The 24,966-nt window shown below is 60.1% G+C and carries 32 protein-coding genes; 16 read left to right on the top strand and 16 right to left on the bottom strand.

Features of this window, described 5'->3' with window-relative positions:
* Positions 1-86 precede the first annotated feature (86 nt).
* Positions 87-656, bottom strand: coding sequence for a 2-amino-4-hydroxy-6-hydroxymethyldihydropteridine diphosphokinase (folK, locus tag GOW98_RS15645; protein ID WP_170333727.1), 570 nt, complete (start codon positions 654-656; stop codon positions 87-89).
* Between the two features lie 142 nt (positions 657-798).
* Here folK and GOW98_RS15650 point away from each other — a divergent pair, with 142 nt between their 5' ends.
* The 7 genes from GOW98_RS15650 (at position 799) to GOW98_RS15680 (ending at position 5,092) form a co-directional block, all read left to right on the top strand.
* On the top strand, positions 799-1,374 hold the full coding sequence (locus tag GOW98_RS15650; protein ID WP_058283597.1) for a LabA-like NYN domain-containing protein: 576 nt from the start codon (positions 799-801) through the stop codon (positions 1,372-1,374).
* Between the two features lie 193 nt (positions 1,375-1,567).
* A complete protein-coding gene (gene ispH, locus GOW98_RS15655) occupies positions 1,568-2,518 on the top strand; it encodes a 4-hydroxy-3-methylbut-2-enyl diphosphate reductase (protein ID WP_170333729.1) in 951 nt (316 codons plus the stop codon).
* On the top strand, positions 2,515-2,967 hold the full coding sequence (locus GOW98_RS15660; protein ID WP_170333731.1) for a DUF3429 domain-containing protein: 453 nt from the start codon (positions 2,515-2,517) through the stop codon (positions 2,965-2,967). Before ispH ends, GOW98_RS15660 begins: the two co-directional genes overlap by 4 nt.
* Entirely contained in the window at positions 2,964-3,548 is a 585-nt protein-coding gene (locus GOW98_RS15665; RefSeq protein WP_170333733.1) for a class I SAM-dependent methyltransferase, read from the top strand. Before GOW98_RS15660 ends, GOW98_RS15665 begins: the two co-directional genes overlap by 4 nt.
* Positions 3,541-4,008: a ribonuclease HI gene (rnhA, locus tag GOW98_RS15670; protein ID WP_170333736.1), complete on the top strand. Its 468-nt coding sequence runs from the start codon at positions 3,541-3,543 to the stop codon at positions 4,006-4,008. Before GOW98_RS15665 ends, rnhA begins: the two co-directional genes overlap by 8 nt.
* Positions 4,005-4,628, top strand: a complete 624-nt coding sequence (locus tag GOW98_RS15675; RefSeq protein WP_170333738.1) for a trimeric intracellular cation channel family protein — start codon at positions 4,005-4,007, stop codon at positions 4,626-4,628. The genes rnhA and GOW98_RS15675 overlap by 4 nt, the downstream gene beginning before the upstream one ends.
* 92 nt (positions 4,629-4,720) lie before the next feature.
* Positions 4,721-5,092: a YybH family protein gene (locus GOW98_RS15680; RefSeq protein WP_170333740.1), complete on the top strand. Its 372-nt coding sequence runs from the start codon at positions 4,721-4,723 to the stop codon at positions 5,090-5,092.
* Between the two features lie 56 nt (positions 5,093-5,148).
* Here GOW98_RS15680 and speB read toward each other — a convergent pair whose 3' ends face one another.
* The 6 genes from speB to def (GOW98_RS15710) all read right to left on the bottom strand — a co-directional run bounded on the left by speB (position 5,149) and on the right by def (GOW98_RS15710) (position 8,440).
* Entirely contained in the window at positions 5,149-5,970 is an 822-nt protein-coding gene (gene speB / locus GOW98_RS15685; protein WP_170333742.1) for an agmatinase, read from the bottom strand.
* Between the two features lie 63 nt (positions 5,971-6,033).
* Complete coding sequence (locus GOW98_RS15690) at positions 6,034-6,270, bottom strand: GlsB/YeaQ/YmgE family stress response membrane protein (protein ID WP_170333744.1); 237 nt, start codon at positions 6,268-6,270, stop codon at positions 6,034-6,036.
* Position 6,271: 1 nt separating this feature from the next.
* Entirely contained in the window at positions 6,272-6,508 is a 237-nt protein-coding gene (locus tag GOW98_RS15695; RefSeq protein ID WP_170333746.1) for a hypothetical protein, read from the bottom strand.
* A gap of 5 nt (positions 6,509-6,513) precedes the next feature.
* The gene (gene fmt, locus GOW98_RS15700) at positions 6,514-7,428 is read right to left on the bottom strand and encodes a methionyl-tRNA formyltransferase (protein WP_170333748.1); all 915 of its coding nucleotides are present in this window, start codon (positions 7,426-7,428) and stop codon (positions 6,514-6,516) included.
* 2 nt (positions 7,429-7,430) lie between these two features.
* On the bottom strand, positions 7,431-7,925 hold the full coding sequence (gene def / locus GOW98_RS15705) for a peptide deformylase (RefSeq protein ID WP_170333750.1): 495 nt from the start codon (positions 7,923-7,925) through the stop codon (positions 7,431-7,433).
* Positions 7,922-8,440, bottom strand: a complete 519-nt coding sequence (def, locus tag GOW98_RS15710; RefSeq protein WP_170333751.1) for a peptide deformylase — start codon at positions 8,438-8,440, stop codon at positions 7,922-7,924. Before def (GOW98_RS15710) ends, def (GOW98_RS15705) begins: the two co-directional genes overlap by 4 nt.
* Positions 8,441-8,534: 94 nt before the next feature.
* On the opposite strand from def (GOW98_RS15710), the gene GOW98_RS15715 reads away from it, so the two are divergent.
* Positions 8,535-9,707 carry a MalY/PatB family protein gene (locus GOW98_RS15715; RefSeq protein WP_170333753.1) on the top strand — a complete coding sequence of 391 codons (1,173 nt, stop codon included), beginning with the start codon at positions 8,535-8,537 and terminating at the stop codon, positions 9,705-9,707.
* Between the two features lie 4 nt (positions 9,708-9,711).
* A complete protein-coding gene (locus tag GOW98_RS15720) occupies positions 9,712-10,239 on the top strand; it encodes a L,D-transpeptidase family protein (RefSeq protein WP_170333755.1) in 528 nt (175 codons plus the stop codon).
* On the opposite strand, the gene GOW98_RS15725 is transcribed toward GOW98_RS15720, so the two are convergent.
* A complete protein-coding gene (locus tag GOW98_RS15725; protein ID WP_170333757.1) occupies positions 10,236-10,589 on the bottom strand; it encodes a hypothetical protein in 354 nt (117 codons plus the stop codon). The two genes, GOW98_RS15720 and GOW98_RS15725, sit on opposite strands and share 4 nt — an antisense overlap.
* A gap of 212 nt (positions 10,590-10,801) precedes the next feature.
* On the opposite strand from GOW98_RS15725, the gene GOW98_RS15730 reads away from it, so the two are divergent.
* Complete coding sequence (locus GOW98_RS15730; RefSeq protein WP_170333759.1) at positions 10,802-11,791, top strand: glutathione S-transferase family protein; 990 nt, start codon at positions 10,802-10,804, stop codon at positions 11,789-11,791.
* Here the strand turns inward: GOW98_RS15730 and GOW98_RS15735 are convergent.
* The gene (locus GOW98_RS15735) at positions 11,773-12,135 is read right to left on the bottom strand and encodes a response regulator transcription factor (protein WP_170333760.1); all 363 of its coding nucleotides are present in this window, start codon (positions 12,133-12,135) and stop codon (positions 11,773-11,775) included. The two genes, GOW98_RS15730 and GOW98_RS15735, sit on opposite strands and share 19 nt — an antisense overlap.
* Before the next feature lie 182 nt (positions 12,136-12,317).
* Here GOW98_RS15735 and GOW98_RS15740 point away from each other — a divergent pair, with 182 nt between their 5' ends.
* The 4 genes from GOW98_RS15740 to GOW98_RS15755 all read left to right on the top strand — a co-directional run bounded on the left by GOW98_RS15740 (position 12,318) and on the right by GOW98_RS15755 (position 16,281).
* Positions 12,318-13,283 (top strand): threonine-phosphate decarboxylase, encoded by a 966-nt coding sequence (locus GOW98_RS15740; RefSeq protein ID WP_170333762.1) that lies wholly within the window; start codon positions 12,318-12,320, stop codon positions 13,281-13,283.
* Positions 13,280-14,200: an adenosylcobinamide-phosphate synthase CbiB gene (gene cbiB, locus GOW98_RS15745; RefSeq protein ID WP_170333764.1), complete on the top strand. Its 921-nt coding sequence runs from the start codon at positions 13,280-13,282 to the stop codon at positions 14,198-14,200. The genes GOW98_RS15740 and cbiB overlap by 4 nt, the downstream gene beginning before the upstream one ends.
* 10 nt (positions 14,201-14,210) lie before the next feature.
* Positions 14,211-15,374, top strand: a complete 1,164-nt coding sequence (locus GOW98_RS15750; protein ID WP_170333766.1) for a lytic murein transglycosylase — start codon at positions 14,211-14,213, stop codon at positions 15,372-15,374.
* 94 nt (positions 15,375-15,468) lie between these two features.
* Entirely contained in the window at positions 15,469-16,281 is an 813-nt protein-coding gene (locus GOW98_RS15755) for a class I SAM-dependent methyltransferase (RefSeq protein WP_170333768.1), read from the top strand.
* Positions 16,282-16,348: 67 nt separating this feature from the next.
* On the opposite strand, the gene GOW98_RS15760 is transcribed toward GOW98_RS15755, so the two are convergent.
* From GOW98_RS15760 to GOW98_RS15775, 4 genes are all read right to left on the bottom strand, one after another.
* The gene (locus GOW98_RS15760; RefSeq protein ID WP_170333770.1) at positions 16,349-16,699 is read right to left on the bottom strand and encodes a hypothetical protein; all 351 of its coding nucleotides are present in this window, start codon (positions 16,697-16,699) and stop codon (positions 16,349-16,351) included.
* 54 nt (positions 16,700-16,753) lie between these two features.
* Complete coding sequence (locus tag GOW98_RS15765; protein ID WP_170333772.1) at positions 16,754-20,209, bottom strand: chromosome segregation SMC family protein; 3,456 nt, start codon at positions 20,207-20,209, stop codon at positions 16,754-16,756.
* A 139-nt stretch (positions 20,210-20,348) separates the two neighbouring features.
* Positions 20,349-20,756, bottom strand: coding sequence for a hypothetical protein (locus GOW98_RS15770; protein WP_170333774.1), 408 nt, complete (start codon positions 20,754-20,756; stop codon positions 20,349-20,351).
* Positions 20,757-20,800: 44 nt separating this feature from the next.
* Positions 20,801-22,000, bottom strand: a complete 1,200-nt coding sequence (locus GOW98_RS15775; RefSeq protein ID WP_170333776.1) for a PLP-dependent aminotransferase family protein — start codon at positions 21,998-22,000, stop codon at positions 20,801-20,803.
* 147 nt (positions 22,001-22,147) lie between these two features.
* On the opposite strand from GOW98_RS15775, the gene GOW98_RS15780 reads away from it, so the two are divergent.
* Both GOW98_RS15780 and GOW98_RS15785 read left to right on the top strand, forming a co-directional pair.
* Positions 22,148-22,918, top strand: a complete 771-nt coding sequence (locus GOW98_RS15780) for an FCD domain-containing protein (protein ID WP_170333778.1) — start codon at positions 22,148-22,150, stop codon at positions 22,916-22,918.
* Entirely contained in the window at positions 22,918-23,406 is a 489-nt protein-coding gene (locus GOW98_RS15785; protein ID WP_170333780.1) for a metal-dependent hydrolase, read from the top strand. Before GOW98_RS15780 ends, GOW98_RS15785 begins: the two co-directional genes overlap by 1 nt.
* A gap of 116 nt (positions 23,407-23,522) precedes the next feature.
* Here GOW98_RS15785 and GOW98_RS15790 read toward each other — a convergent pair whose 3' ends face one another.
* The 3 genes from GOW98_RS15790 to GOW98_RS15800 form a co-directional block, all read right to left on the bottom strand.
* Complete coding sequence (locus GOW98_RS15790; RefSeq protein WP_170333783.1) at positions 23,523-24,083, bottom strand: F0F1 ATP synthase subunit B; 561 nt, start codon at positions 24,081-24,083, stop codon at positions 23,523-23,525.
* Between the two features lie 5 nt (positions 24,084-24,088).
* Positions 24,089-24,640 (bottom strand): F0F1 ATP synthase subunit B', encoded by a 552-nt coding sequence (locus GOW98_RS15795; RefSeq protein ID WP_170333785.1) that lies wholly within the window; start codon positions 24,638-24,640, stop codon positions 24,089-24,091.
* Between the two features lie 86 nt (positions 24,641-24,726).
* Positions 24,727-24,951 (bottom strand): F0F1 ATP synthase subunit C, encoded by a 225-nt coding sequence (locus GOW98_RS15800; RefSeq protein ID WP_005981269.1) that lies wholly within the window; start codon positions 24,949-24,951, stop codon positions 24,727-24,729.
* Between the last annotated feature and the right edge of the window lie 15 nt (positions 24,952-24,966).

The following is a 24,966-nucleotide window of genomic DNA, read 5'->3' on the forward strand; positions in this document are numbered from 1 at the left end:
CTCCGTTACTGAATCCATGTCAGGAAGACGTTTATCTAAGCGCGAATCCCCGCCTTGACAAGCAAGAAATGCCGCAAATGCATCATTCACAGGGGGGTCACCGCCGCAATATCTTCCGCAGGCAGCGCTGCAAGCATCTCGGTAACGGTCCGCCCGAGCACGGGATGGTGCCAGTCGGGGGCCACATCCGCCATCGGGACCAGAACGAACGCCCGATCCTGCACGCGCGGATGCGGCAGGATCAGTTGATCCGGAGCCTGTTGCGTCTGCGCCTCTGGCGGCAAAGCCAGCCATTTATCATATTCGGTGCGATCCGGCAGAACCAGATCGTCAAAACAAACCAAGTCAAGATCCAGCGTCCGCATCCCCCACCTCTGAATCCTCTCACGACAGAATTCATGCTCGACTTCATGCAACACCTGCAACAGTTCGCCCGGGGTCTTGTCCGTCTCGACCAGAACGGCCGCATTCACGTAGTCCGGTCCTGCGCCAGGCGGAAAACAGGGGGTTTCAAAAAAGCGGCTGACAGAACGAATCATCACCCCATGACGCAAAATCGCGTCAATTCCCCTTTCAAGTGTCACCTTGGGTCCTGACTCTCTCAAACTGAGATTTCCACCCAGCGCAATCACCGCTTCTGACGTACAATTGCTCATTAGACTCCCTTTATTCGGCGAATTGCATACTTGCGATACACACTAAATGCCTTAATTATAGGCGCATCAGCGCGTCGATTTTTATACCTAGCTCACTCACCTACCACCCGGCGCTGCTGGTTTGTACCGGAAGGATCTATTTATGTTTTATAAAGACGAACGGCTAGCGCTGTTCATCGACGGCTCGAATCTTTATGCGGCCGCAAAAGCACTGGGGTTTGACATCGACTACAAATTGCTGCGCCAGGAGTTCATGCGCCGCGGCAAAATGCTTCGTGCCTTCTACTACACAGCGCTGCTTGAAAATGACGAGTATTCGCCGATCCGTCCCTTGGTTGACTGGCTGCATTACAACGGCTTCACCATGGTGACGAAACCGGCAAAAGAGTACACCGACAGCATGGGGCGTCGGAAAGTCAAAGGAAACATGGACATCGAACTGACCGTTGATGCCATGGAACTGGCGCCGCGCGTCGATCATATCGTGCTGTTCTCGGGCGATGGGGATTTCCGCCCGCTGATTGCAAGCTTGCAGCGTCAGGGCGTGCGCGTGTCGGTCGTCTCGACCATCCGCAGCCAGCCGCCGATGATCTCGGACGAGTTGCGCCGTCAGGCCGACAACTTCATCGAACTGGAAGACCTGCGCGACGTGATCGGACGGCCTCCGCGTGAAATGCCAATGGAGCCGCGCAGCGTTGCCGCTGCCGGCGGACAGTAAAACCCCGACCACTCACCAAACCGGGGGAAGAAATAGGCGCGGACAGGTATAAAAACCTGACCGCGCTTTTTTAACTAAGAACAGGTGCTGAAAACGAACTCTGGCTAGCACCGATTCATGTCAGGTAAATGACAATGTGGCGTCTGGACCAAGGCAGGGAAAAGACTTACCTGTGGCCTATGGAGACCGCGACATGACCAAGCCCCCGTTGACCCTATACCTTGCCGCTCCGCGTGGCTTTTGCGCCGGTGTGGACCGGGCGATCAAGATCGTCGAAATGGCGCTGCAGAAATGGGGCGCGCCGGTCTATGTGCGCCACGAGATCGTGCACAACAAATTCGTCGTCGACGGACTGCGTGCGCAAGGCGCTGTGTTTGTCGAAGAACTGGACGAATGCCCCGACGACCGCCCGGTGATTTTCTCGGCCCATGGCGTGCCGAAATCCGTGCCTGCGACGGCCGCGCAGCGCGAGATGATCTATGTCGACGCCACCTGCCCGTTGGTCTCGAAGGTGCATGTCGAGGCCCAGCGCCACGCCGATGCTGGGCTGCAAATGATCATGATCGGCCACAAGGGCCATCCCGAAACGGTCGGCACCATGGGCCAACTTCCCGATGGCGAGGTTCTTCTGGTCGAAACCGTCGAAGATGTGGCCTCCGTGCAGGTGCGCAACCCGGACAAGCTGGCCTACGTCACCCAGACCACTCTGTCGGTAGATGACACCAAGGATATCGTTGCCGCGCTCGAGGCCCGGTTCCCGGCCATAGTCGGTCCGCATAAGGAAGACATCTGCTACGCCACCACCAATCGGCAGGAGGCCGTCAAGGCCGTCGCGCCGAAATCGGATGCACTACTGGTGGTCGGCGCGCCGAACTCTTCGAACTCGCGCCGTCTGGTCGAGGTCGCCTCGCGCGCCGGGTGCAACTATGCGCAGCTTGTACAACGCGCGACTGATATTGACTGGCGGGCTCTTGAGGGCATCTCTTCCGTGGCCATTACCGCAGGCGCTTCAGCCCCCGAAGTGCTGGTCAATGAGGTGATTGACGCGTTCCGGGATCATTTCGACGTGACCGTCGAGCTGGTCGAAACCGCCGTCGAGAACGTCGAATTCAAAGTCCCCCGCGTTCTGAGGCAACCCGCATGAGCGGCATTCCAAGAGCCCCGCTGTTCCTGGGGCTGGCCGGACTGATCCCGTTCGTCTGGGGGGCGCTGACCTATCTGAATGATGATTTGCACAACTGGGGTACGCAAACTTTCGGATCGCGTATGGTGGGCCCCTACGTCCAGTTGTTCTACGGCTCGGTGATCCTCAGCTTCATGTCCGGGGTACTGTGGGGGTTCGCCACCAAGACCTCGGGCGGTAAGGCGGCGACTTGCTATCTGCTGTCGGTTCTGCCTGCGCTGTGGGCTTTCTTCAAAACCGGTGGCGGCCCGGTCAGCGCTGGCACCAACCTGATGTACGGATTTGCCGGGGTGTTGGTTTTGGACGCCCTCTTTGCCTATTGGCGCCTGACCCCAACCTGGTGGTTGCGGCTGCGCGTGACGCTGACCGCCATCGTACTGGCCTGCCTTGCCGTGGGAGTTTACCTGTGACCGACAAACGAACCATCGACGCCTATACAACCCGCGTGGCGGACTACCTTCAGGTTCCCCTGCCCCCGGAGCAGATCGAAGCCCGCAGGGCCTTTACCGAGGCCGTTGGCTCGGGTCACATTCTGGATCTGGGTGCAGGCCCCGGGTCGGACAGTGGGTTTTTCATGCGTGAGGGGCTGACCGTTCGGGCGCTGGACGCAACCCCGGCCTTTGTCGAACATGCCCGTGAAAACGGCGTCGATGCGTATCTGGGCACGTTTGACGATGTGACCGAAGAGGCCGAGTATGACGGTATCTATTGCAGCTTTTCCCTGCTGCATGCACCGCGCGCGGATTTCCCCCGCCATCTGGCGGCGATTCACCGGGCGCTGAAGCCCGAAGGCGTTTTCTTCCTTGGCCTGAAACTGGGCACGGGTGAGCATCGCGACGATCTGGATCGCTACTACACCTATTTCTCGCAGACCGAGATCGAAGAGGCGCTGGATCAGGCTGGTTTCACCATCGACCGGATCACCACGGGCATGGGTACCGGTCTGGCTGGGTCCTATGACGGGTTCATTCTGGTACTGGCCCATGCCTGAGCTGTTTGCTTATACCGACGGCGCCTGTTCCGGCAATCCCGGCCCCGGAGGCTGGGGCGTACTGTTGCGCGCGGTCGACGGCGACAAAGTCCTGAAAGAGCGCGAGTTGAAGGGCGGTGAAGCTGAGACCACCAACAACCGCATGGAACTTCTGGCCGCGATCAGCGCGCTGGAAACGCTGGAACGAGCCTCGAAGATCACTGTCGTTACCGACAGCGCCTATGTAAAAAACGGCGTCACCGGCTGGATTTTCGGGTGGAAGCGGAACGGCTGGAAAACTTCGAACAAGAAACCAGTCAAGAATGTCGATCTGTGGCAGCGGCTGGATGAGGCACAGTCCCGCCATGATGTGACTTGGGAATGGGTGAAAGGCCACGCAGGCCATCCCGAAAACGAAAAAGCCGACGAGCTCGCCCGCGCAGGCATGGTCCCGTTCAAGCCGAAAAAGGCGCAGACGTGAGCGGGCTTGCCCTGCTGGACTATGCCTCGGTTCTGGTTTTTGCCCTGACCGGCGCATTGGTGGCCAGCCGGGCGCAGCTGGATCTTGTCGGGTTTGCCTTCATCGCCTGCCTGACGGCGGTGGGCGGCGGCACGGTGCGGGACTTGCTGCTGAACCGAGATCCAATCTTCTGGGTCGGTCAGCCCGATTATATCCTCATCGCGGTCGCCGCGGCAGTTCTGGTGTTCTTCACCGCGCACTTGGTCGAAAGCCGCTATAACTGGCTGGTCTGGCTGGACAGTTTCGCCCTTTCCGTCGCGGTGGCTGCCGGAACGGGCGCCGCACTCTCATTGGACCAATCGGGTGTTATCGTCGTGCTGATGGGTATCTCGACCGGTTGTCTGGGCGGGTTGATGCGCGACGTGGTTTGTAACGAGGTGCCTCTGGTCCTGAAACAGGGCGAATTGTATGTCTCCTGTGCCTTTGCAGGGGCGCTGACCGCCGTCGTGGCAGACCGACTTGGTTTCGAGGAACTCCTCGCCCTTGCCGCCTGCGCGCTGATCTGCTGGGCCTTGCGGGCCGGGTCGCTGCTGTTTGGCTGGCAACTGCCTGTCTACAAAAGCCGCCCGCCCCGGCGGTAACTGACCCAGGAAAACGCACGTTTGTGGTTTAGTGCCCTGCGTGGCACGATACGGGTGACCGTTCTCAGCAAGAGCCGTCACGGAGAGTGCCCATGGATATGAAGAAAACGCTCGAAGATTTTGACGCCGCCTACAACGAGGCGTTCAATCGCGGTGATGCAGAAGGCTGCGCCGCATTCTTTACCGAGGACATCATGCTTTTGCCACCCGGAGAGCCCATGACGTGCGGCAAGGCAGCTTTTCTAGACACCTACCGATCGCGGATCACAGAAAACACCGGTGGCACGCATAAAAACGAATTGGTCGATTTCGGGGTCGAAGGGGATATGGCATATCAGGTCGGAACTTATGCCATCGAGAACTCGGACCCTCCAGAACAGGGGAAATTCGTCAATGTCCTGCAACGCCAACCCGATGGGACGTGGAAGGTCAAGATTTCCATCTTCAACAGCGATTTGCCCTGATTTCACGACCGCGTGCGGTCGCCGGGTTCGACGGCGAGTTGCGAAACCCGCATGCGTCAGCGCGACAGCAGCCGCGCGCCGATTTCCTTGACGAATTTCGCCGCCACCATCGCGGTCATCCCGTACGGATCGCGATGCGGGTTCAACTCGACAATATCTGCACCGACCAGTTGCCCTTTGAACCGGTGGATCAGGTTGATCACCTCACGCGTGCTCAGCCCGCCGGGTTCATGATGCGAAACACCGGGCGCAAAGGCCGGGTCTAGTGCGTCCAGATCCAGCGACAGGTAGACCGGGCCGTCAAAGCTGATCTCAAGATCGGGGCGCCAGTTTTGCATGTCGATCACCTCAACCCCGAACTTGTCGGCCTGCTCCTGCTGGTGCTTGTTCATCGTGCGGATACCAACCTGAACCAAGCGGTTGATCTTGCAGGTCTCCATCACCCGCGCGAAGGGGCAGCCATGGCCCAGCGGGCCAATCTGCTGACTGTCATAAAGGTCCGGGTGCGAGTCGATATGCAGGATGTTTAGCCCCTCATAGCGCTCGGCATGTGCCTTGATCAGCGGATAGGCCACCGAGTGATCGCCGCCCAGTGACAACAACCGCGCACCGGTTGCAATGCGATCAGCGGCCCCGGCTTCAATCCGGTTGATGGGTTCCTGTCCCATCATTTCGAACACGTCCAGATCGCCTGTATCCTTGAACCGATCTGTCGCGCCTAGATCGGTGCCATCCTCTGCAGTCAGGTTGGCCGCTCCGGAATGCAGCGCCTCGCGGATGCGGCCAGGCGCGAAGGCAGGCCCTTGCAGGAAGGACGAATGCAGGTCCAGCGGCACCCCCATCAGGGCGACGTCACCAGGGTTCAGATCATAGGGCATGGCGTAACTTTCGGGTTGAGCGTTACGGCGATCTGGCCGGTAACCCACCCGGTGGTCAAGAGGTTAGCGACGCAGATAGGTTTGCCAGATCCAGATGACCAGCAACGCGCCCAACACGGCGCCGACAAAACCCGAAAGCCAACCCGCAACAGTGATCAATGCGCGCAGAAGGAAACCGCCCACCAGCGCACCCACGATGCCGATCAACATGGTTGTGGGGATGTCGGCTTCGATCCGCATCAGGCGAGTGGCCAGAAATCCGGCGGCGGCACCGATGACGATCAGGGCGATGACGGGCATGCTATTTCCTCCAATGCGTCGGCACGATGATCAGCGCCCCAATGGATGAGATCACAGCGTTCAGACCCGGTGGGCCAAAGTTGATACCGAACATTATACGGACGAAATAGAACAGGAAAGCACCACCCACGCAAATGATGATCGAAGGCAGGTAACCGTTGTGGGTGAACCCGGTTTTCTCGGACAGATACCCCACGATACCGGCAATCACGACAGTGCCCATCAGGATCATGAACATCTGGCTTACTCCGAACTCAGGCGGGTTCCGGCAGCGACCGGCCAGCCCCGCAGGAAGGTTTCTGCGTCCTGTGCACCCTTCCCAGCACGCTGTAGGCGCAACAGGTCAATCGCCCCTTCGCCACAAGCCACGCGGAGTGTGTCGTTCAGTACCTCTCCGGGCGCGCCCTGCCCGTCGGCCAGTGTCGAGGCCAGCAGTTTGACTCGGTCGCCCGCTATCTCGGTCCAGGCACCGGGAAAGGGTGAAATACCGCGAATCTGGCGGTCGATCTCGACTGCAGGGCGGGTCCAGTCTACCCGCGCCTCGGCTTTGTCGATTTTCGAAGCATAAGTCACGCCGTCCTCGGGCTGAGGCTTGGGCGTCAGGTCTGACAGGCGGGCCAACGCCTCGACGATCAGATCGGCCCCCATGGGCGCAAGTCGGTCATGCAGTTGCGCCGTGGTTTCCTGCGGACCGATATCGGTGGCCTGCCGCAACAGAACGGGGCCGGTGTCCAACCCGGCCTCCATCTGCATGATGCAGATGCCGGTCTGCGCATCTCCTGCCATGATCGCCCGGTGGATTGGAGCAGCCCCGCGCCAGCGCGGCAGCAGGCTGGCGTGGATATTCAGGCAACCATGCGTGGGCGCATCCAGAATGGGCTGCGGCAGTAGCAGACCATAGGCCACGACCACCGCCACATCGGCGTTCAGATCGGCAAACGCGGCCTGCTCCTCAGGTGATTTCAGCGAGACCGGATGGCGGACAGTCAGACCCAGCACCTCGGCCCGTGCATGAACAGGCGTCGGGCGGTCTTTCTTCCCCCGCCCCGCAGGGCGCGGAGGTTGGCAGTAGACGGCGGCAATCTCATGCCCGGCCTCAACCAGTGCATCCAGCACCGGAACCGAGAATTCTGGAGTTCCCATGAAGACTAGGCGCATGGTCACCCCTGTTTCTTGGCTTTGCGCAGCAGCATGTCGCGTTTGACCTTGCTGAGCCGGTCAAAATACATCCGACCGTTCAGATGGTCGATTTGATGCTGCACGCTTGTTGCCTCAATCCCCACAAAATCGCGGCGATCGATCATGCCCTGTTCGTTCAGGAATTTCACCGTCACCGCGCGCGGGCGCTTCACCTTGGCGGAAACGCCGGGCAGGTTCGGACTGGCTTCATCATGCTCGCGCAGTTCGATCGAACTGTGCAGGATTTCAGGGTTCGCCAGTCGCACCGCCTTGCCCCGTTCGGTCGAACCATCCACGACCGCCAGCCGCAGCATCACCCCGATCTGCGGACCGGCAAGGCCAACGCCTGGCATCGCCTCCATGGTGTCGATCATGTCGTCCCAGATTGCGCGGATTTCGTCGGTGATCTCGGCCACATCCTCGGCCTTGGTCCGCAGGCGTTTGTCGGGCCATGGCAGGCAGGTGCGAACGGTCATGCGCGGGCCTGTTCGCGTTTCAGCTTTTGCATCTTGCGCGTGATCATCTGGCGCTTGAGCGGCTTAAGGTAGTCGATGAACAACTTGCCGTTCAGATGGTCGATCTCGTGCTGCACACAGGTGGCCCAGAGGCCATCGAAAGTCTCCTGCTGCAAGTTGCCATCGCGGTCCATCCACGTGACGTCGACCACTTTGGGCCGGGTCACTTCGGCGAATTGCTCGGGGATCGACAGGCAACCTTCTTCATAGACATTGGTTTCGTCCGAGGACGCAATGACCTCAGGGTTGAACATGACCAGCGGACGTGGCGCCTCGCCCTCTTCCTTCACACAGTCCATCACGATCAGACGATCCAACACACCAATCTGCGGCGCCGCCAGCCCGATACCGGGGGCGTCATACATTGTCTCAAGCATGTCGTCAGCTAGTTTGCGCAACTCGTCCGACAGGTCAGCCACCGGGGTGCAGACCTTTTTCAGACGGGGGTCGGGATGGATCAGAATATTGCGTTTCATGGGCTTGATGTAGGCCATCCCGTCCGCCGCCGCAACGCCCCCCTTGCGCCTGCTGGAATTGTGGCTAGCTTTCGTTTCAACAGACGGAGCAGACATGACTTTCAACGACCTGATCGACCGACGCGGAACCAACAGTTCCAAATGGGACAAGATGGAAGACCTGTACGGCGTGTCGCCGCAGGATGGGCTGGCCATGTGGACGGCCGATTCCGACTATGCCACCGCACCCTGCGTGATCGAGGCGGTGCGCGAGGCGGCCGATCACGGCGCCTTTGGCTATTCCTGGACGCACCCGGATTATCTGGCCTCGGTCCAGTGGTGGATGAAGAACCGCCATGACTGGGAGATCGACACCGATTGGGCGCTGACCTCGCAGGGGCTAGGCAACGCGATCGCCTTGTGTCTGGATGTCTGGACCGAACCCGGTGACGGGGTGGTGATCTTCACGCCCGTCTACCATGAGTTTGCTTACAAGGTGAACAAAACCGGTCGCCGCGTGGTGGAATGCCCGTTGGTCCGAGAAGGCGACAGCTATAGCGTCGATCTAGAGAACGCACAGTCACGGCTGGATGGGTCGGAAAAGATGTTGCTGTGGTGTTCGCCGCAGAACCCCTCGGGGCGGGTCTGGACCCCGGACGAGCTGCGCGCCGTGGCAGCGTTTGCCGAACGGAACGGGTTGATCCTGGTCTCGGACGAAGTTCACCACGATCTGGTTTATCCCGGCCAAAAGTTTGTACCCATGGATGTGGCCGCACCCGATGCGCGGCCGTGGACGGTGACGTTGACGGCGGCCTCCAAGACGTTCAACATTGCGGGCCAACGCACCGGCAACATGATCATCCCCGACCCCGAGCTACGCGCGGCCATGCGCTATCGCCTGCATACGCTGGACTATGCGCCCAGTGCACTGGGTGTGGCCATGATCACCGCCGCTTATTCTCCGGCAGGCGCAGCCTGGGTCGATGAGCAGATCGCCCATCTGGACAGCAACCGCACACTGTTCGACGCCACCATCGCCGACATCCCCGGACTTTGGTCGATGCCACTGCAAGCAACTTATCTGGCGTGGGTCGATTTCTCGGGCACCGGCATGGATCACGACGAGCTCGTGCGCCGACTGCGCGAAGACGCCAAAATCGCCACCTCCTCCGGCCCCGGTTTTGGCACTGGAGGAGAAACTTTTGAGAGGTTCAACCTCGCCACGCAACGTGCGCGGGTTGAAGAGGCCTGTGCCCGTCTGAAACACGCGTTTGCCGATTTGCAATAAGCCCATGCGGCGGGTCGCACGCATTGTCCTGCTAATCTGCCTGATGAGCGCGGCGTGGTTTGGCTGGCATCAATTCAGCCCCCGCCCACCCGCGCTGTCAATGGCCCCTGAGGCCACGCAAATCGACTATATTCTGATCGAAAAATCTGCCCGCCGACTGACCGCGTCCTTGGACGGAGCAATTGTCATGCAAGCGGATGTCGCATTGGGGTTCGAGCCCGAAGGGGACAAACAGCAGGAAGGTGACGGCAAGACCCCGGTTGGGATTTTCCGGATCGACCGGCGCAATCCCCAGAGCGCTTTTCACCTCTCCCTCGGCATCAACTACCCTTTGCCCGAAGATATCGACCGCGCCCAAAGCCAGGGCATTAATCCGGGCGGAGACATCTTCATCCACGGGCATCCGAACAGCGTCGCAGGCCTGACCCTGCCCGGAGACTGGACTGCAGGCTGTATCGCCCTGTCAAATGCCGAGATGACGCGGCTTTGGAGCCTGACGCCCACCGGGACCGTTGTGGAAATCCGCCCCTAGTCCTCGTAACCCAGCAGCGCAATCGGAGCGTCCGGGGCGCGGTAGAAATCCAGCGGGGCCGTATCAGCGGCAGCGGTACTGCGCTTAAAGTCGTAACGCATCTCGCCAGCTTCCTCGTCATCCGCGATGATCAGACATTGGTACAGGTGACGCGCGCCGTCGTAGATATCTACAAGCCCGCGCAATTGTGGTGTGGTTTCGGCTTCGACCGTAAAACCGTCTTTCCACAATCTGAGAATTTTAAAGGCATTGTCGCCAAATTCCACGCGAAGGCGGCTGATTTTCTTCAATCCCGCGATTCGCGCCGCATCCAATTCGGCGCTTATTTCTTTAGAAACATAGGTACTCATAACGACTCTTCCCCCGTAATAGATTCTATTGTGCCGGTAAATTTGTGAAAATCCAGTGAAGCCCGTCACACAGAATGGTTCGAATTCAGCCTGTTGCGCGGAAATCTCAACCCCACCTGTGCACCCACGCAGGCCCGGTGCGCGGTGCCTGATGTGGGAAGGTCGCACGCACGGCCCTATCTTTGCTGAAATCGAAACGCGGAGGATTCACAATGGGTCTGTTGATCGACGGCGAATGGCACGACACTTGGTACGATACAGAAACAACAGGTGGCGCCTTCAAACGCAGTGCCGCTCAGTTTCGAAACTGGCTGACTGCGGATGGCAGCGCAGGGCCTTCCGGCAAGGGCGGCTTTAAGGCAGAACCCGGCCGCTATCACCTATATGTCAGCCACGCCTGCCCCTGGGCGCACCGCACGCTGATCTTTCGCGAGTTGAAGGGCCTCAGCGATCTGATCTCAGTCTCGGTTGTGCATCCGGATATGCTGGACAAGGGCTGGACATTCGAAACGGATGACCACGGCGCGACCGGGGATACGCTCTATGGTCTCGATTTCGCGCACCAGATTTATACCAAGGCCGGCCCCACTTATACGGGTCGTGTCACCGTACCGATCCTGTGGGACAAACAGCAGGAGACCATCGTTTCCAACGAAAGCTCGGAAATCATCCGCATGTTCAACTCGGCCTTTGATGGGCTCACCGGCAGTACCGAGGATTACTGGCCCGAAACGCTGCGAAGTGAAATCGAAGACGTCAACGCCCGCATCTACTCCGACGTCAATAACGGCGTCTACAAGTCGGGCTTTGCCACCACGCAAGAAGCTTACGACGCAGCCGTAACCCCGCTGTTCGACACGCTGGACTGGCTTGAAGAGCGCCTATCCCGAAACCGCTATCTGACGGGGGACCGCCTGACCGAGGCAGATTGGCGTCTGTTTACCACTCTGATCCGCTTTGACCCGGTCTATCATCTGCACTTCAAGTGCAACCGTCGTCGGCTGGTCGATTACCCCAACCTATGGGCCTATACCCGCGAGCTCTACCAGTGGCCGGGTGTCGCTGGGACAGTGAACATGAACCATATCGTGCGCCACTATCACTATAGCCACGACACGATTAACCCAAACCGGATCATCCCTGTGAACCCTGTTCTGGACTATCTGGAGCCACACCGGCGGAATCAGCGAACCGCCGCGTAATGTTCGACCATCGCCGCCAGATCCTCTGGCGGCGTTGCGCTTTGCACATAGGCGCAGGCGTTGGGACTGTGGGCAAAAATCGACCCGTCCGAGAAGAAAGTGGTGTTGGTGACAAAGATCACACGTGCCTCGGGGCGGCGGTAGCTGGCGAAATCAGCAACAGCCAACGCGCTGCCGGTTTCCAGCACCAGATCGAGCACAATAATATCGAAGTCCTGACCATACAGCGCCAGAATCGCGGCCTCTTGACCCGGCACCAGCGTGACTTCGGCGCCCTGCCGTTCAAGATGCCTTTTCCAAACCCGACCAAGGTCGGGGTTACTCTCAACAATCAAAACATTCATTCGCAACAACCTCGGCCCATGATTGAGTGTCTGGTGCCGTCCCCCGTAAATCGTGATCACGCTTATTCCTTAACAAAGTGTTAACGACATCGGTCGGTAGCTTCGAACGAGTAGATTTGCTTGTGTAAACGGCAAAAATCCGCTTGAAACAGCCCGAAACAAGCGATTCCGGCGAGAACCCCATGGCAGGCGATAACGATAACTTGAATCCACGCGCCGCGCGTGACCATGGCGGAGGGCTGGACGGGGCCATCGCCAGCTATGGCGGAACCCGCACGGAGTGGATGGACCTCTCCACCGGTATCAACCCGCACCCCTATGAGGTCTCAGACCTGACCCAATCGGACTGGGCTGAACTGCCCGATCATGGCGCGTTCGAGCACCTGGCTGAGGCCGCGCGCCGGTTCTGGTCCGTCCCGGAAGGTGCAGCGATCCTGCCCGCGCCCGGTGCCTCAGCCGTGATCGCGCGCATTCCCGCGCTGGCAGAACAAGGCCGGGTACAGATCACGACACCCACGTACAACGAACACGCCGCGGCCTTTGCCGCGCAGGGATGGACCGTTCAGCCCAATGGCCCGGTCGAGGCCCGCGTCATCGTGCACCCGAACAACCCCGACGGTCGGATTTGGACCGAGGCGGACGCGAATGCCCCCCTGACCGTGATTGATGAGAGCTTTTGTGACGTCAGCCCCGAGGCATCGCTGATCCACCTGGCCGCCCGGCCCGGCGTGATCATGCTGAAGAGCTTCGGAAAATTCTGGGGACTGGCCGGGCTACGGCTGGGCTTTGCCATCGGTCAGCTCGACCTGATCGCGCGGCTGAACGACCTGACCGGTCCATGGGCCGTGTCCGGCCCTGCACTGCGGATCGGATCACGCGCGCTGCAGGATGTCGAATGGGCCAATGCCACGCGCCAACGGCTGGCCGCCGAGACCGCCCGTCTGGACGAACTCATGACCACTAAGGGCGCAACCCTCGTGGGCGGCACCACCCTTTTCCGCCTGTATGAAGTTGACAACGCCGCCGACTGGAGGGACCGTCTGGCCCGCGCCCATATCTGGAGCCGCATCTTCCCCTATTCCAAAACCTACCTGCGACTTGGCCTGCCCCCCGCAGACGGTTGGAGCAGGTTGGAGGCCGCATTGTGAGCACGGCCTTCCTGCTGGTCTGCGCCATGTTTCTGGACGCCACCTTGGGTGAGCCGGACTGGTTGTGGTCGCGGGTGAAACACCCGGCGGTGTTGATGGGCAACGTCATCGGCTGGCTGGATAGGCACCTGAACCATGAGGCGCAGCGGCAGCTGAAAGGGGTCGCCGTGGTGATCCTGCTGGTTTGCGGCGCGCTGATCATCGGGCAACTGCTGGCCCTGTTGGGACCGGTGGTTGAGGTCATCCTCTGCGCCATCCTGCTGGCCCAGAAATCTCTGGTGACTCATGTGCGCGACGTGGGCGACGGGCTGCGCACCTCGCTTGCCGAAGGGCGCGCTAAGGTCGCCATGATTGTCTCACGCGACACGCGCGACATGTCCGAGGCGCAGGTGGCCCGGTCCGCAATCGAAAGCGCCGCAGAAAACCTCAGCGACGGGGTCATTGCGCCTGCCTTTTGGTTTCTGGTCGCCGGGTTGCCGGGCTTGCTGATCTACAAGGCGGTCAACACCGCAGACAGCATGATCGGTTACCGCACCGAAAAATATCGCGACTTCGGCTGGGCCGCCGCCCGTCTGGACGATGTGCTGAACCTGATCCCTGCCCGCCTGACCTGCATAATGATCGTGGCGTTGTCGGGCCAATGGGCACGCTGGCCCAACATGGTGGCAGATGCGCGCCGCCATATCTCACCCAACGCCGGATGGCCCGAAGCCGCCATGGCCCGCGCCCTGAACGTCGCCCTTGCCGGCCCGCGCAGCTATGACGGGCAGATCCGCGATCTGGCGTGGGTCAACGGCGATGCTCCGCGCGAAATCGGTGCGCCAGAGGTTTTCCGCGCATGTGACATGCTGTGGAGGGTCTGGGGGCTTGCGCTTGGCCTCGTGTCAGTGTGGGTTGGGCTCAGCTTTATTCTCTGACGGAGCCTCCATGCGCTTTCTCTCCGGCCTTGTTGCCGCCGCCCTGTTCACCTCGCCCGCACTGGCCCAATGCGGCGGCGGGTTCAATGCCTTCGTCAAAGGGCTAAAGGCCGAAGCCGTCCAGCAGGGGTTCGACAAATCCACCGTCAACGCGTTTTTCAAAGGCGTGCAGCAGGACGGAGCGGTTCTGAAAGCCGACCGCGCGCAGGGCGTGTTCCAGAAACCGTTCATCGATTTTTCACGCCATCTGATCTCACAAAACCGCATCGAGCGCGGGCAGGCCATGTCGCGCAAATACGACGCGGTGTTCGACCGGATCGAGGCCGAATACGGCGTCTCGCGCGGGGTCCTTCTGGCCTTCTGGGCGTTCGAAACCGACTACGGCGCGTTTCAGGGCGATTTCAACACCCGCAACGCGCTGGTGACCTTGGCGCATGACTGCCGCCGCCCCGAACTGTTCCGCCCGCAGATCTTCGCCGCGATTGAGCTGTACCAACAGGGCGATTTCGACCCAGCCCGCACCACCGGTGCCTGGGCCGGAGAGATCGGCATGGTTCAGATGCTGCCACGTGACATTCTGGAAAACGGCGTGGACGGGGACGGCGATGGTAAGGTCTCGTTGAAAACCTCGGCGCCGGATGCGCTGATGTCGGGCGCCAAAATGCTGTCGCATCTGGGCTGGCAGCCCGGTCAGCCCTGGCTGCAAGAGGTCACCGTACCCGCGCAAATGGACTGGTCGCTGTCCGGCCCCGGCAAACCGCGCCCGGTGTCCGAATGGCAGGCCATGGGCGTGCAAGCCCGCAGCGGGTCGCTGGCTAGCCTGCCCGCCTCGCTGATCCTGCCGCAGGGGCACAACGGGCCTGCCTTTCTGGCCTATCCGAATTTCGACGTCTATTTCGAATGGAACCAGAGCTTTGTCTACGTCCTGACCGCCGCATATTTCGGCACACGGCTGGAGGGCGCGCAGATCTATGATGCGGGCAACCCGGCGCAGGGACTGTCGGGCGGGCAGATGAAGCAGCTCCAGACCAAACTGCAAGCACGCGGGCATGACGTGGGCAAGATCGACGGCATACTTGGGGCTGGGACGCGCGCGGCAGTTCAGGCGGAACAGGTGCGGTTGGGGCTTCCTGCAGATGCGTGGCCGACGGTGGAGTTGTTGGAGCGGTTGTGATGCAATGTCGGTTTTGAGCCCAATGTGACCGAACTACAAAACTGTGCTATGAATTTATCTTTTGGGTTCAAGACCTAGTCGGGGAGCGTTCGTAATGTCATCCAAAGACAAGAATTTCACCGGGTCGATCCCTGATGTTTACGACGAATATCTCGTTCCACTGATTTTTGAACCATATGCCGCCGACATCGCGAAGAGGGTTGCAAAAACGAACCCGAAGGATGTTCTCGAAACTGCTGCTGGTAGCGGTGTCGTCACTCGCGCCTTGGCACCGTTGCTGAATGAATCCACCCGCTATGTTGTCACTGATCTCAACCAACCGATGTTGGACAGAGCGGCGAACCAGCAGCCGCATTCAAATCAAATTGAGTGGCAGCAAGCTGACGCACTGCAGCTACCTTTTGAGGCGGGTTCATTCGACGTCGTTTGTTGCCAATTTGGCGTGATGTTTTTCCCTGACAAGATAGCAGGTTATCGAGAGGCTCTACGCGTCTTGAAGGAAGATGGTTACTTTATTTTCAACGTGTGGGATCGGATAGAGCAGAATGAATTTGCTCAAAGCGTAACGGCGACCGCGTCACGGTTTTTTCCTGATGATCCGCCTGTGTTTTTGGCAAGAACACCTCACGGGCACGGGAACATTACCGCCATTGTCAACGACCTTGGCGAAGCAGGATTTAGCCATGTGGATACATTCACTATTTCTGAACGGAGTCGTGCAAGTAGCTCGATGGTTCCTGCGTTGGCCTATTGCCAAGGAACTCCGCTCAGGAACGAGTTGGAAGAACGTGCGGCAGGGTTGCTAGATGAAATCACTGAAGCGGCGGCGGCTGAGATTGAGAAGTCTTTTGGCGTCGGCTCGATATCTGGCCGTATTCAAGGGCACGTTTTCGTCGCAAAGGCATAACAATATCAATGTCCGCTTTGTCCGCACAGCGGCCATTGGATGACACGAATAGCGGCGCACTTTCACTTCACTCCGGCCTGACTGGATAGCGATCCCCCTTCTCATCAATCAGGATCAACCTTTCCCCACTGTGCACATACAAATCACACCGGCTGAACCCGTTGCGATAGGCGATGCAGACGCTGCCATCCTCAGCGATCGAGTAGGTGCCAAAGGCCGCGTCTCCGCTGGCGTAGGTATAGGAATAAGCGCCTCCAGCCGAGAAAGCGGCCTGGCCGTCATCGTAGAAGGTGAAGGTCTGGCCCGCCAGAGCGTTCAGTTCCTCGGGGGACAGTGGCACATCTCCGGGTTTGGTAGGCCACTCGGCGGCGATGGCTGGGCTTGCGGTCAGCAGGGCGAAGATCAGATATCGGGTCATGCGGCCAGCTTACCCTGTGGGGTCGCCAGAGGGTGATAACGTTGCAGTGAGCGGTCAGGCGACCATCTGCTCGGCCTTTTTCAGGTCGACCGAGACCAGTTGACTGACGCCTTGTTCCTGCATGGTCACGCCGAACAGCCGGTCCATCCGCGCCATGGTCACCGCATGGTGCGTGATGATCAGGAACCGCGTGTCGGTCTGGCGGCACATCTCGTCCAGCAGGTCGCAGAAGCGGGTCACGTTGGCGTCGTCCAGCGGCGCGTCGACCTCGTCCAGCACACAGATCGGGGCCGGATTAGCGAGGAAGACGCCAAAGATCAGCGCTGTGGCAGTCAGGGTTTGCTCCCCACCCGACAACAGACTGAGGGTCGAGAGTTTTTTGCCCGGCGGTTGGCACATGATTTCAAGCCCGGCGTCCAGCGGATCATCACTTTCTACCATGACCAGATTGGCCTCGCCGCCACCAAACAGGTGCTTAAACAGCATGGCGAAGTTCGAGTTCACCTGTTCGAACGCGGTCAGCAGACGCTCGCGCCCTTCACGGTTGAGGCTGGCGATGCCGCTGCGCAGGGCTTTGATCGCCTCTTCCAGATCAGCCTTTTCAGAGTTCAACGTGTCAAACTCTTCCTGAACTTCTTTGCTGTCCTCTTCAGCCCGCAGGTTCACTGCACCCATCGCATCGCGCTGACGTTTGTGGCGATTGACTTCAGCCTCCAACGCATCCGCAGCGGGCATCTGATCCGGGTTCACATCCAGCTGGTTCAGCAATTGGTTCGGCGTCAGTTGCTGATCCTCGGCGATGCGCTCGGCCGCAGCGGTGACACTTTCTTTGGCCGCATCACACCGCGCCTCAGCCGCAGCCCGGGACTCGCGCGCTTCCGAGGCCAGACGTTCCGCATCCCGCTCGGCCAGAACGACCTCGCGCTGTTGGATTTCGGCCTCGGCCAGTTTGTCGGCTGCCTCGGTCCGGCGGGCTTCGGCGGCTTCAATCAGCTCGTTCAACTCTTCCCGCGCCTCGGCAATCTCGGCAGGGGCAGCCATGGCCTCGGACAGCTCTTCTTCCGAGCTTTCCTTGCGTTCCGCCAATTCGGAAATCCGTTTCTCAGCCGTTTCCAGACGGTGCTTCCAGCCGCTGAGGTCTTTGGTCACCTCTTGCGTGCGGCGGGTCCGCGCCTCGCCTTCGCGGCGCAGCTCGTCATGGGTCGAGCGGTGGGTCAGCATGGTGATCCGCGCCGCCTCAACCGTCTGTTTGATGTCTTCAACCTGTGCACGGGCGCTGTCGAGGTCGCCCAGCCCGGCCAGCGCTCCTTCGGCCTCACGCAGTTGCGCACGGGCAGACATAGCGTCTTCCTTGTGGCGGTCGACGGCAAGGGTCAGGGTTTCCAGCTTGCCTTGCGCCAGATTTCGGTCCGCCTCGGCCCGGCTGAGCTGACGCGCGGTTTCGGCCATGCGCTGATCAGCAGCACGGCGAGCCTCACGCGCGCGGCGGTCGGCTTCGGTCACGTCCGCCAGTTGCTGCGACAGTGCTTCGTGCGCCGCGCGGGCACCATCGGCCTGCGCCTCTGTCCGCGCCAGTTCCTGTTTCAGCGCTTCCAGCTTGTTGAGCTGCTCCAGACGCAAAGCCGCCGCACTGGGCGCATCCTCGGCCCAGGCGCGAAACCCGTCCCAACGCCATAGATCACCTGAGCGCGATACCAGCCGCTGGCCAGGCTTCAACGACGCCTGCAAACGTCCGCCCTGATCCGCGTCCACCAGACCGATCTGCGCAATACGGCGACTGAGCCGGTCTGGCCCTGAAACATGCAAGGCCAGCGGTTCGGCACCGTCCGGCAACGGCTGATCGGCGTCGTAACCCGCAACCTGCACCCAGCCCGAGGGCCCATCCCCTTCGACCAGTGGCGCACGCAGATCGTCGGCCAGAGCCGCCCCAAGTGCCTTTTCATAGCCCGGAGCCACGCGCAGCAGGTCCAGCACCTGCCCGCCTTCAGCGGTATCACGTTCAACCAGCTTGGACAGAGCCGTCGTTTCGGCCCGGATCGCACCCAGTTCACCCTCGGCTTCGGATCGCTGTGCGCGGGCTTCGGCCTCACGCGCCTGCGTGTCGTTGCGCAACTCATCAGCAGCGGCCAGCGCTTCTTCGGCTGCTTCGGCAGCTTCACGCGCCTCTTCCTCATCCTCTTGTGCCGTCTCGAATGCTTCACCGGCAAGGGTCAGCGCCTCGCGCGCCTCGTCCACGGCTCCACGCGCTTTTTCCTCTTCGCCCTCGGATCGCGCCAACGTCTTGCGGCTGTCTTCGACCAGACGTTGCGCCGACTGGTGACGGGCAACCAGACGCGCCATATCCTCGGTTTGCTGCGAGAGATGATCTTCACGGTCCTGAAGCACCGCAGCTGCTTCGCGGGCAATCTCGGCAGCCTCAGCGACCTTGTCGTCATGCCCTTCGGCGGCCTTTGCCAGCTCGCGCGCCTCCCACTCCAAACGCTCGATCATCTGGCCCGCGTCACGGTTAAGACCGGTCTCGCGTTCGATGTCGTTGCCCAGTTGCTGAATCCGGTTGGTCAGCGTTTCAATGGTCTGGCGGGCGCGGGTTTCCTGATCCGACAGTTGGTCGCGTTGCACCTGCTGGCGTTGAAGGACGGCAGCCGCAATGGCCTCTTCTTCGCGCAGCGGTGGCAGCGTCTCTTCGATCTCGGCCCGCTTGGTGGCTGCAGCACGGGCTTCTGCCTCGGCGCGGGACGCTTCGGTGATGCGCTCACGCAGTTTTTCTTCAGCCTGCTGGCGGGCCATATCAGCCTCTTTCCAACGACGATAGAGCAACATCCCTTCGGCCTGCCGCAATTGTTCACCAATCTCGCGGTAGCGCGCGGCCTGCCGGGCCTGACGCGCCAGCTGCGCCAGTTGCCCGCCCAACTGTTCCAAAACGTCATCCACACGGGTCAGGTTGGACTCGGTGCCCTTCAGCTTTAGCTCGGCTTCGTGACGGCGCTGATAAAGGCCCGAAATCCCGGCGGCCTCTTCCAGAATACGGCGACGGGCGCGGGGTTTGGCGTTGATCAACTCGGCAATGCGGTTCTGCCCCACCAGCGCGGGCGAATGCGCACCAGTGGATGCATCCGCGAATAGCATCTGCACATCGCGCGCCCGCACGTCCTTGCCGTTGGTCTTATAAGCACTGCCCACATCACGCGTGATACGCCGCACGATTTCTAGCTGATCCGAGTCATTGAACCCCGAAGGCGCCAGCCGTTCCGAATTGTCCATGGTCAGGACCACTTCGGCAAAATTGCGGGCAGGACGCGTGGCGGCGCCGGCAAAAATCACATCTTCCATCGCGCCGCCACGCATAGACTTGGGGCGGTTTTCGCCCATCACCCAGCGCAAGGCTTCCAGAAGGTTGGACTTGCCGCAGCCATTCGGCCCCACCACACCGGTCAACCCATCCGCGATGATCAGATCGGTCGGATCGACAAAGCTTTTGAAGCCGGTGAGTTTGAGTTTGCTGAAGCGCAAAGGCAATAAGTCCCGTGATTCCTATATCTGGAAGTCTGCGCAACGGATTGGGGTCGAGTCAACGGAGTTGCGCAGGATATGGGATATCAACCCGACTTATCCACAACATCTTGCCGAAATGCGCAGAAATACGCGTATCTCAGTAGGGCGTGCACTCAAAAACCTGATAGCCGTTCCCGTTGCCGATGTTCTTATAGATGCCGTAGTCGATGCATTCGTAGTTTGGGGTCGATACCGAGGTCAGCAGCAACCGTTCCCCGGCCTCGCGGTCACAACCCAGCACACCCACGGTCACCGCCGCATCGCCCAGCACATCCAGAATCGGACAGCCCGAGACCTGCGCCATCGCCAGCCCGGCACGGTCGCGGATCGGACCTAGACGCAGGGCGTATTGAGTGTTGACCCGCACCGCCTCGGCCAGCTCCCCACGCACGCGCACGTCAAAGACGCTGCCATTCACCGAGATACGGGTGGCAGGCACATCGCGAAAGTATGGCGTGCCGGCCGAACAGGCGGCCAGCACCGTGAAGGACAGATACCGGATCATGCACCCATACCTGCCGCAATATGGTTAACAGAACCTTTCCCGGATCAGGCGCGCAGAACGTTCCCCAGCCGACAGATACCCTCGCGGATCGTATCCTCATCCGAGTTCGAGAAACTCAGCCGAATCGTGTTGGCGCCGGACCCGTCCGGAAAGAAGGCCTGACCGGGGACAAAGGCCACCTTGACCGTCTCAAGCGCCCGCGCCAGCAGGTCGGCCCCGACAGTGCCCTTCGGCAGCGTCACCCAGATGAACATGCCGCCCTCGGGCTTGGTCCACTCAACCCCGTCCGGCATGTGCTGTTGCAACGCATCCAGCATTGCGTCGCGGCGCGCGCCATAGACGCGGCCGAGCATCGGGATATGCGTGTCAAAGCTCGCCCGTGCCACATCGTTGATGGCCATCTGATTGATCGTTGCCGAATGCAGATCCGCGGCCTGTTTCATCAGCACCAGCTGCGAGATCACCGGTTTGGCCGCCACGACCCACCCGACACGCAATCCCGGAGACAAGGTCTTCGAAAAACTACCGCAATAGATCGTCCGGCAGTTTTCAATCGACCCCTTGCGCGCCAATTCCAACGCCAGAACCGGGGGGATCGCCTCTCCGTCATAACGCAGGGCTTGATAGGCACCGTCTTCGATGATGGCGCAGTTCAAGTATTCGGCCAGCTCCAGAAGGTTTTCACGCCCCCGCAGGTCCACGGTCTCTCCGGTCGGGTTGGCGAAGTCCGGCGAGAGATAGGCAAACTTCACCGCCCCCTCACCCGCTGCCGCCTTGTATTCAGCAGTGCCGCGGTTGCCGTTGATGCTGAGTCGATCAAAACGCGGCTCATAGGCGTTGAACGCCGCCAATGCGCCCAGATAGGTGGGCCAGCCAACCAGCGCGGTATCACCCGGCGACAGGTAAAGCTTGCCCAGATAGTCCAGTGCCTGTTGCGAGCCGGAGGTTATCAGGATGTTGTCCAGCCCACAGTCGATACCGATCTGACGCATGTGATCAACCAGCCATTCACGTAGCGGTACATAACCTTCGCTGACGGAATATTGCAGCGCCTGCGCCTGACTCCCTGATCCCAACGCATTCTGGAACGCCATTGCAAAGCCATCCGCCGGGAACAGCGCTGGATCTGGAATGCCACCGGCAAAAGAAATGATCCCCGGCTGATCCAGCAGTTTGAGCAATTCGCGAATCTCGGACGCCTTCATCCGGGACGCCCGCGTGGCAAACAGGTCTTTCGTCGACATGGGTCTCCTCCTTTATTCCGGGCAGACTAGGCGTCACGCCATTAATGTCAATAATTCTGACCTATTGTTGCAAAACAGGTGATCCGGTGTTCTTGAACCAACACCGAATACGTGGTCATATGATTTGACCAATTTCCGGAACGCCCCATGCCCTTTCAGAAAATCCAGCCTGAAAAGCTGTCCATCGCGGTGGTAAAACAGATCGAGATGCTGATCCTGCGTGGTATCTTGCGACCGGGTGAACGGCTTCCGGCGGAACGTGACCTGGCCGAGCGGCTGGGCGTATCGCGGCCCTCGCTGCGCGAAGCGATTTCGAACCTTCAGGATCAGGGGCTGCTGACTGCCAAAGCAGGGTCCGGCATCTATGTGGCCGAGGTTCTGGGCTCGGCCTTTTCCCCGGCGCTGATCCGGTTGTTCGGCAGCCATGAAGAGGCAGTGTTCGATTACCTTTCGTTCCGAAAAGACCTGGAAGGTCTGGCGGCTGAACGCGCTGCGCGGCTGGGATCGGACAGCGATCTAAAGGTCGTGCAGGCGATCTTCGACAAGATGCAGGCCGCCCATGGGCGCAACGCCTCCGAGGATGAGGCTCAGCTGGACGCCCAGTTCCATATGGCCATCATCGAGGCCAGCCATAATGTGGTGATGCTACACATGATGCGGTCGATGTATGAACTGCTGCAACAGGGCGTGTTCTATAACCGCCAGATCATGTTCCAGCAGCAAACCACACGCGGGGCCATTCTGGACCAGCACCGCGCCATCAACACCGCTCTACAGGCCCGCGACCCGGAAGGTGCGCGTGATGCGGTTCACAAGCATCTCAGCTTTGTCCAGCGGTGCATGGAAGACCACCAGAAAGCCCAACGCAACGAAGCCATCGCGCAGCAACGGCTGCAGCACGAGACAGGTCAGACCTGATGTTCATCGGGCATTTACCGGGGGCCTACCTTATCTTTCGGGCCGCCACGCCGAATGTCGGGAAAACGGTCTTTGCTGCGGCAATGCTTGGCGCGATCGCACCAGATCTGGACATGCTTTTGTTCTATCTGGTCGACAACCGTGCCCATCACCACCACGCTTACTTCACGCATCGACCGGCATTGTGGGCTGGTATCCTATTGCTGGGATTGATCACCGGGCTGCGCTGGCCACAGACGGGGCGCGTCATGGCGTTCTTTGAGGCCGGAGGTCTGGTCCATATGGTGCTGGATTCCATCGTGGGGGAAATCACCTGGCTTTGGCCGTTTTCTGATTTTTCCCACCCGCTCGTGACGGTCGAGGCCACGCACTCGCACTGGATACTCTCATTTCTCAACCATTGGACCTTCATGGTTGAGATCGGGATCACCGTTCTGGCTGTAATCGTGTTTTTCTCTGGCAGAAACAGGTCAGCCCGCACCGGCTAAGGCCCACTTGGGCCGATAGTCACAACCTGCGTGCCGTTGAGGCAAAACCCCTGCCCTAAAAATGGCAAACCCGGCAGAAGTCTGCCGGGTCGCTCAAAGTTTATACTTCGTTAGGCTTAGTGGAGTTTTGCGTCCACGTCAGCAATCGCCGAGTCGATCAGCTTGTTCGCCTGCGTCGCTGTCATCTGCTTGGCCAGAACCGCGTTTGCTGCAGAAACAGCTACGGTGATGGCCTGATCGCGGACTTCCTTCACAGCCGACGCTTCCGCCGATGCGATCTGATCCTGCGCAGCAGCCAGACGGCGTGCGATGGATTTCTCCAGATCGGCCTTGGCTTGTTCAGCAGCCAAAGCGGCATCGTCTTTCGCAGCAGCCACGATGGCATCTGCCTGCGTCTGCACTTCACGCTGCTTACGCTCGTACGAGGCCAGCAGGCTGCGCGCTTCTTCGTGCAGAGCGCGAGCTTCGTCCAGTTCGGACTTGATGCCAGCAGCACGGTTGTCCAGCGCGCCACCGATCAGACCGGGGACCTTGAAGTAGAACAGGACCGCGATGAAAACGATGAAGCCCAGAAGGACGACAAAGTCGGTGTTGCCAAGCGAGAAGAACGGGCCGCTTGCGGCAAATGCCGGGCTGGCTGCGCCGACGGTCAGGATAAGAGCAAGAGTGTTCCGCATGTCACTTATCCTTTCATCTGCGCGTCAACGGCACCGTCGATGGCTTTGGCATCCGCCTCGCCGCCCAGTGCAGTAACCAGTTCTGCCGCCGTGTCCTTGGCAACCACTTGAATGCTTTCCAGCGCACCGGCACGGATTTCGGCAATTGCCTTTTCCGATTCAGCCGCCTTTGCAGCGATTTCCGCGTCTGCCTTGGCAATCGCGTCATCCAGACCAGCCTGGATTTCAGCACGGGCTTCCGCTGCGATACGCTGTGCCTCAGAACGGGCATCGGCCAGCGCCTTGTTATAGGCCTCTTCGGCCTCGACCGCCTTGGCCTTTAGATCTTCGGCCGCAGCCAGGTCATTTGTAATGGTCCCCTGACGTTCAGCCAGGATTGCCGCGATGCGGGGCAGAGCCACGCGAGACAGGACCAGAAAGATGACGACCAGCGTGATGACCAGCCAGAAAATCTGGTTGGGGAACCAATCGAAGCAGAGCTGCGGCATCCCGATGGCAGAGCCATGCGAGTCGACGCACGCGCCTACTACTTCTTCGCTAATGGGTTCAGTCGCCATGATGTCCTCCGTCGGAACGTTGTCTTTACAACAGGTGGGCCGCTATGGCTTGGGCCCACCTGCGCGTAAGGATCAGGTTCCGCAGATTAGACGGCGAACATCAGCAGCAGCGAGACCAGGAATGCGAAGATGCCCAGCGCTTCTGCGAATGCGATACCGATGAAGAGGGTTGCGGTCTGCGAAGCAGCCGCTGAAGGGTTGCGCAGGGCGCCGGCCAGGAAGTTGCCTGCAACGTTGCCCACCCCGATTGCGGCTGCGCCGGAACCGATTGCTGCCAGGCCTGCGCCGATGTGTGCGAGATCGCCTTCCATGATGTATCTCCTTAC

This window comes from Ruegeria arenilitoris (genome assembly GCF_013032445.1).
Taxonomy (GTDB): domain Bacteria; phylum Pseudomonadota; class Alphaproteobacteria; order Rhodobacterales; family Rhodobacteraceae; genus Ruegeria; species Ruegeria arenilitoris_F.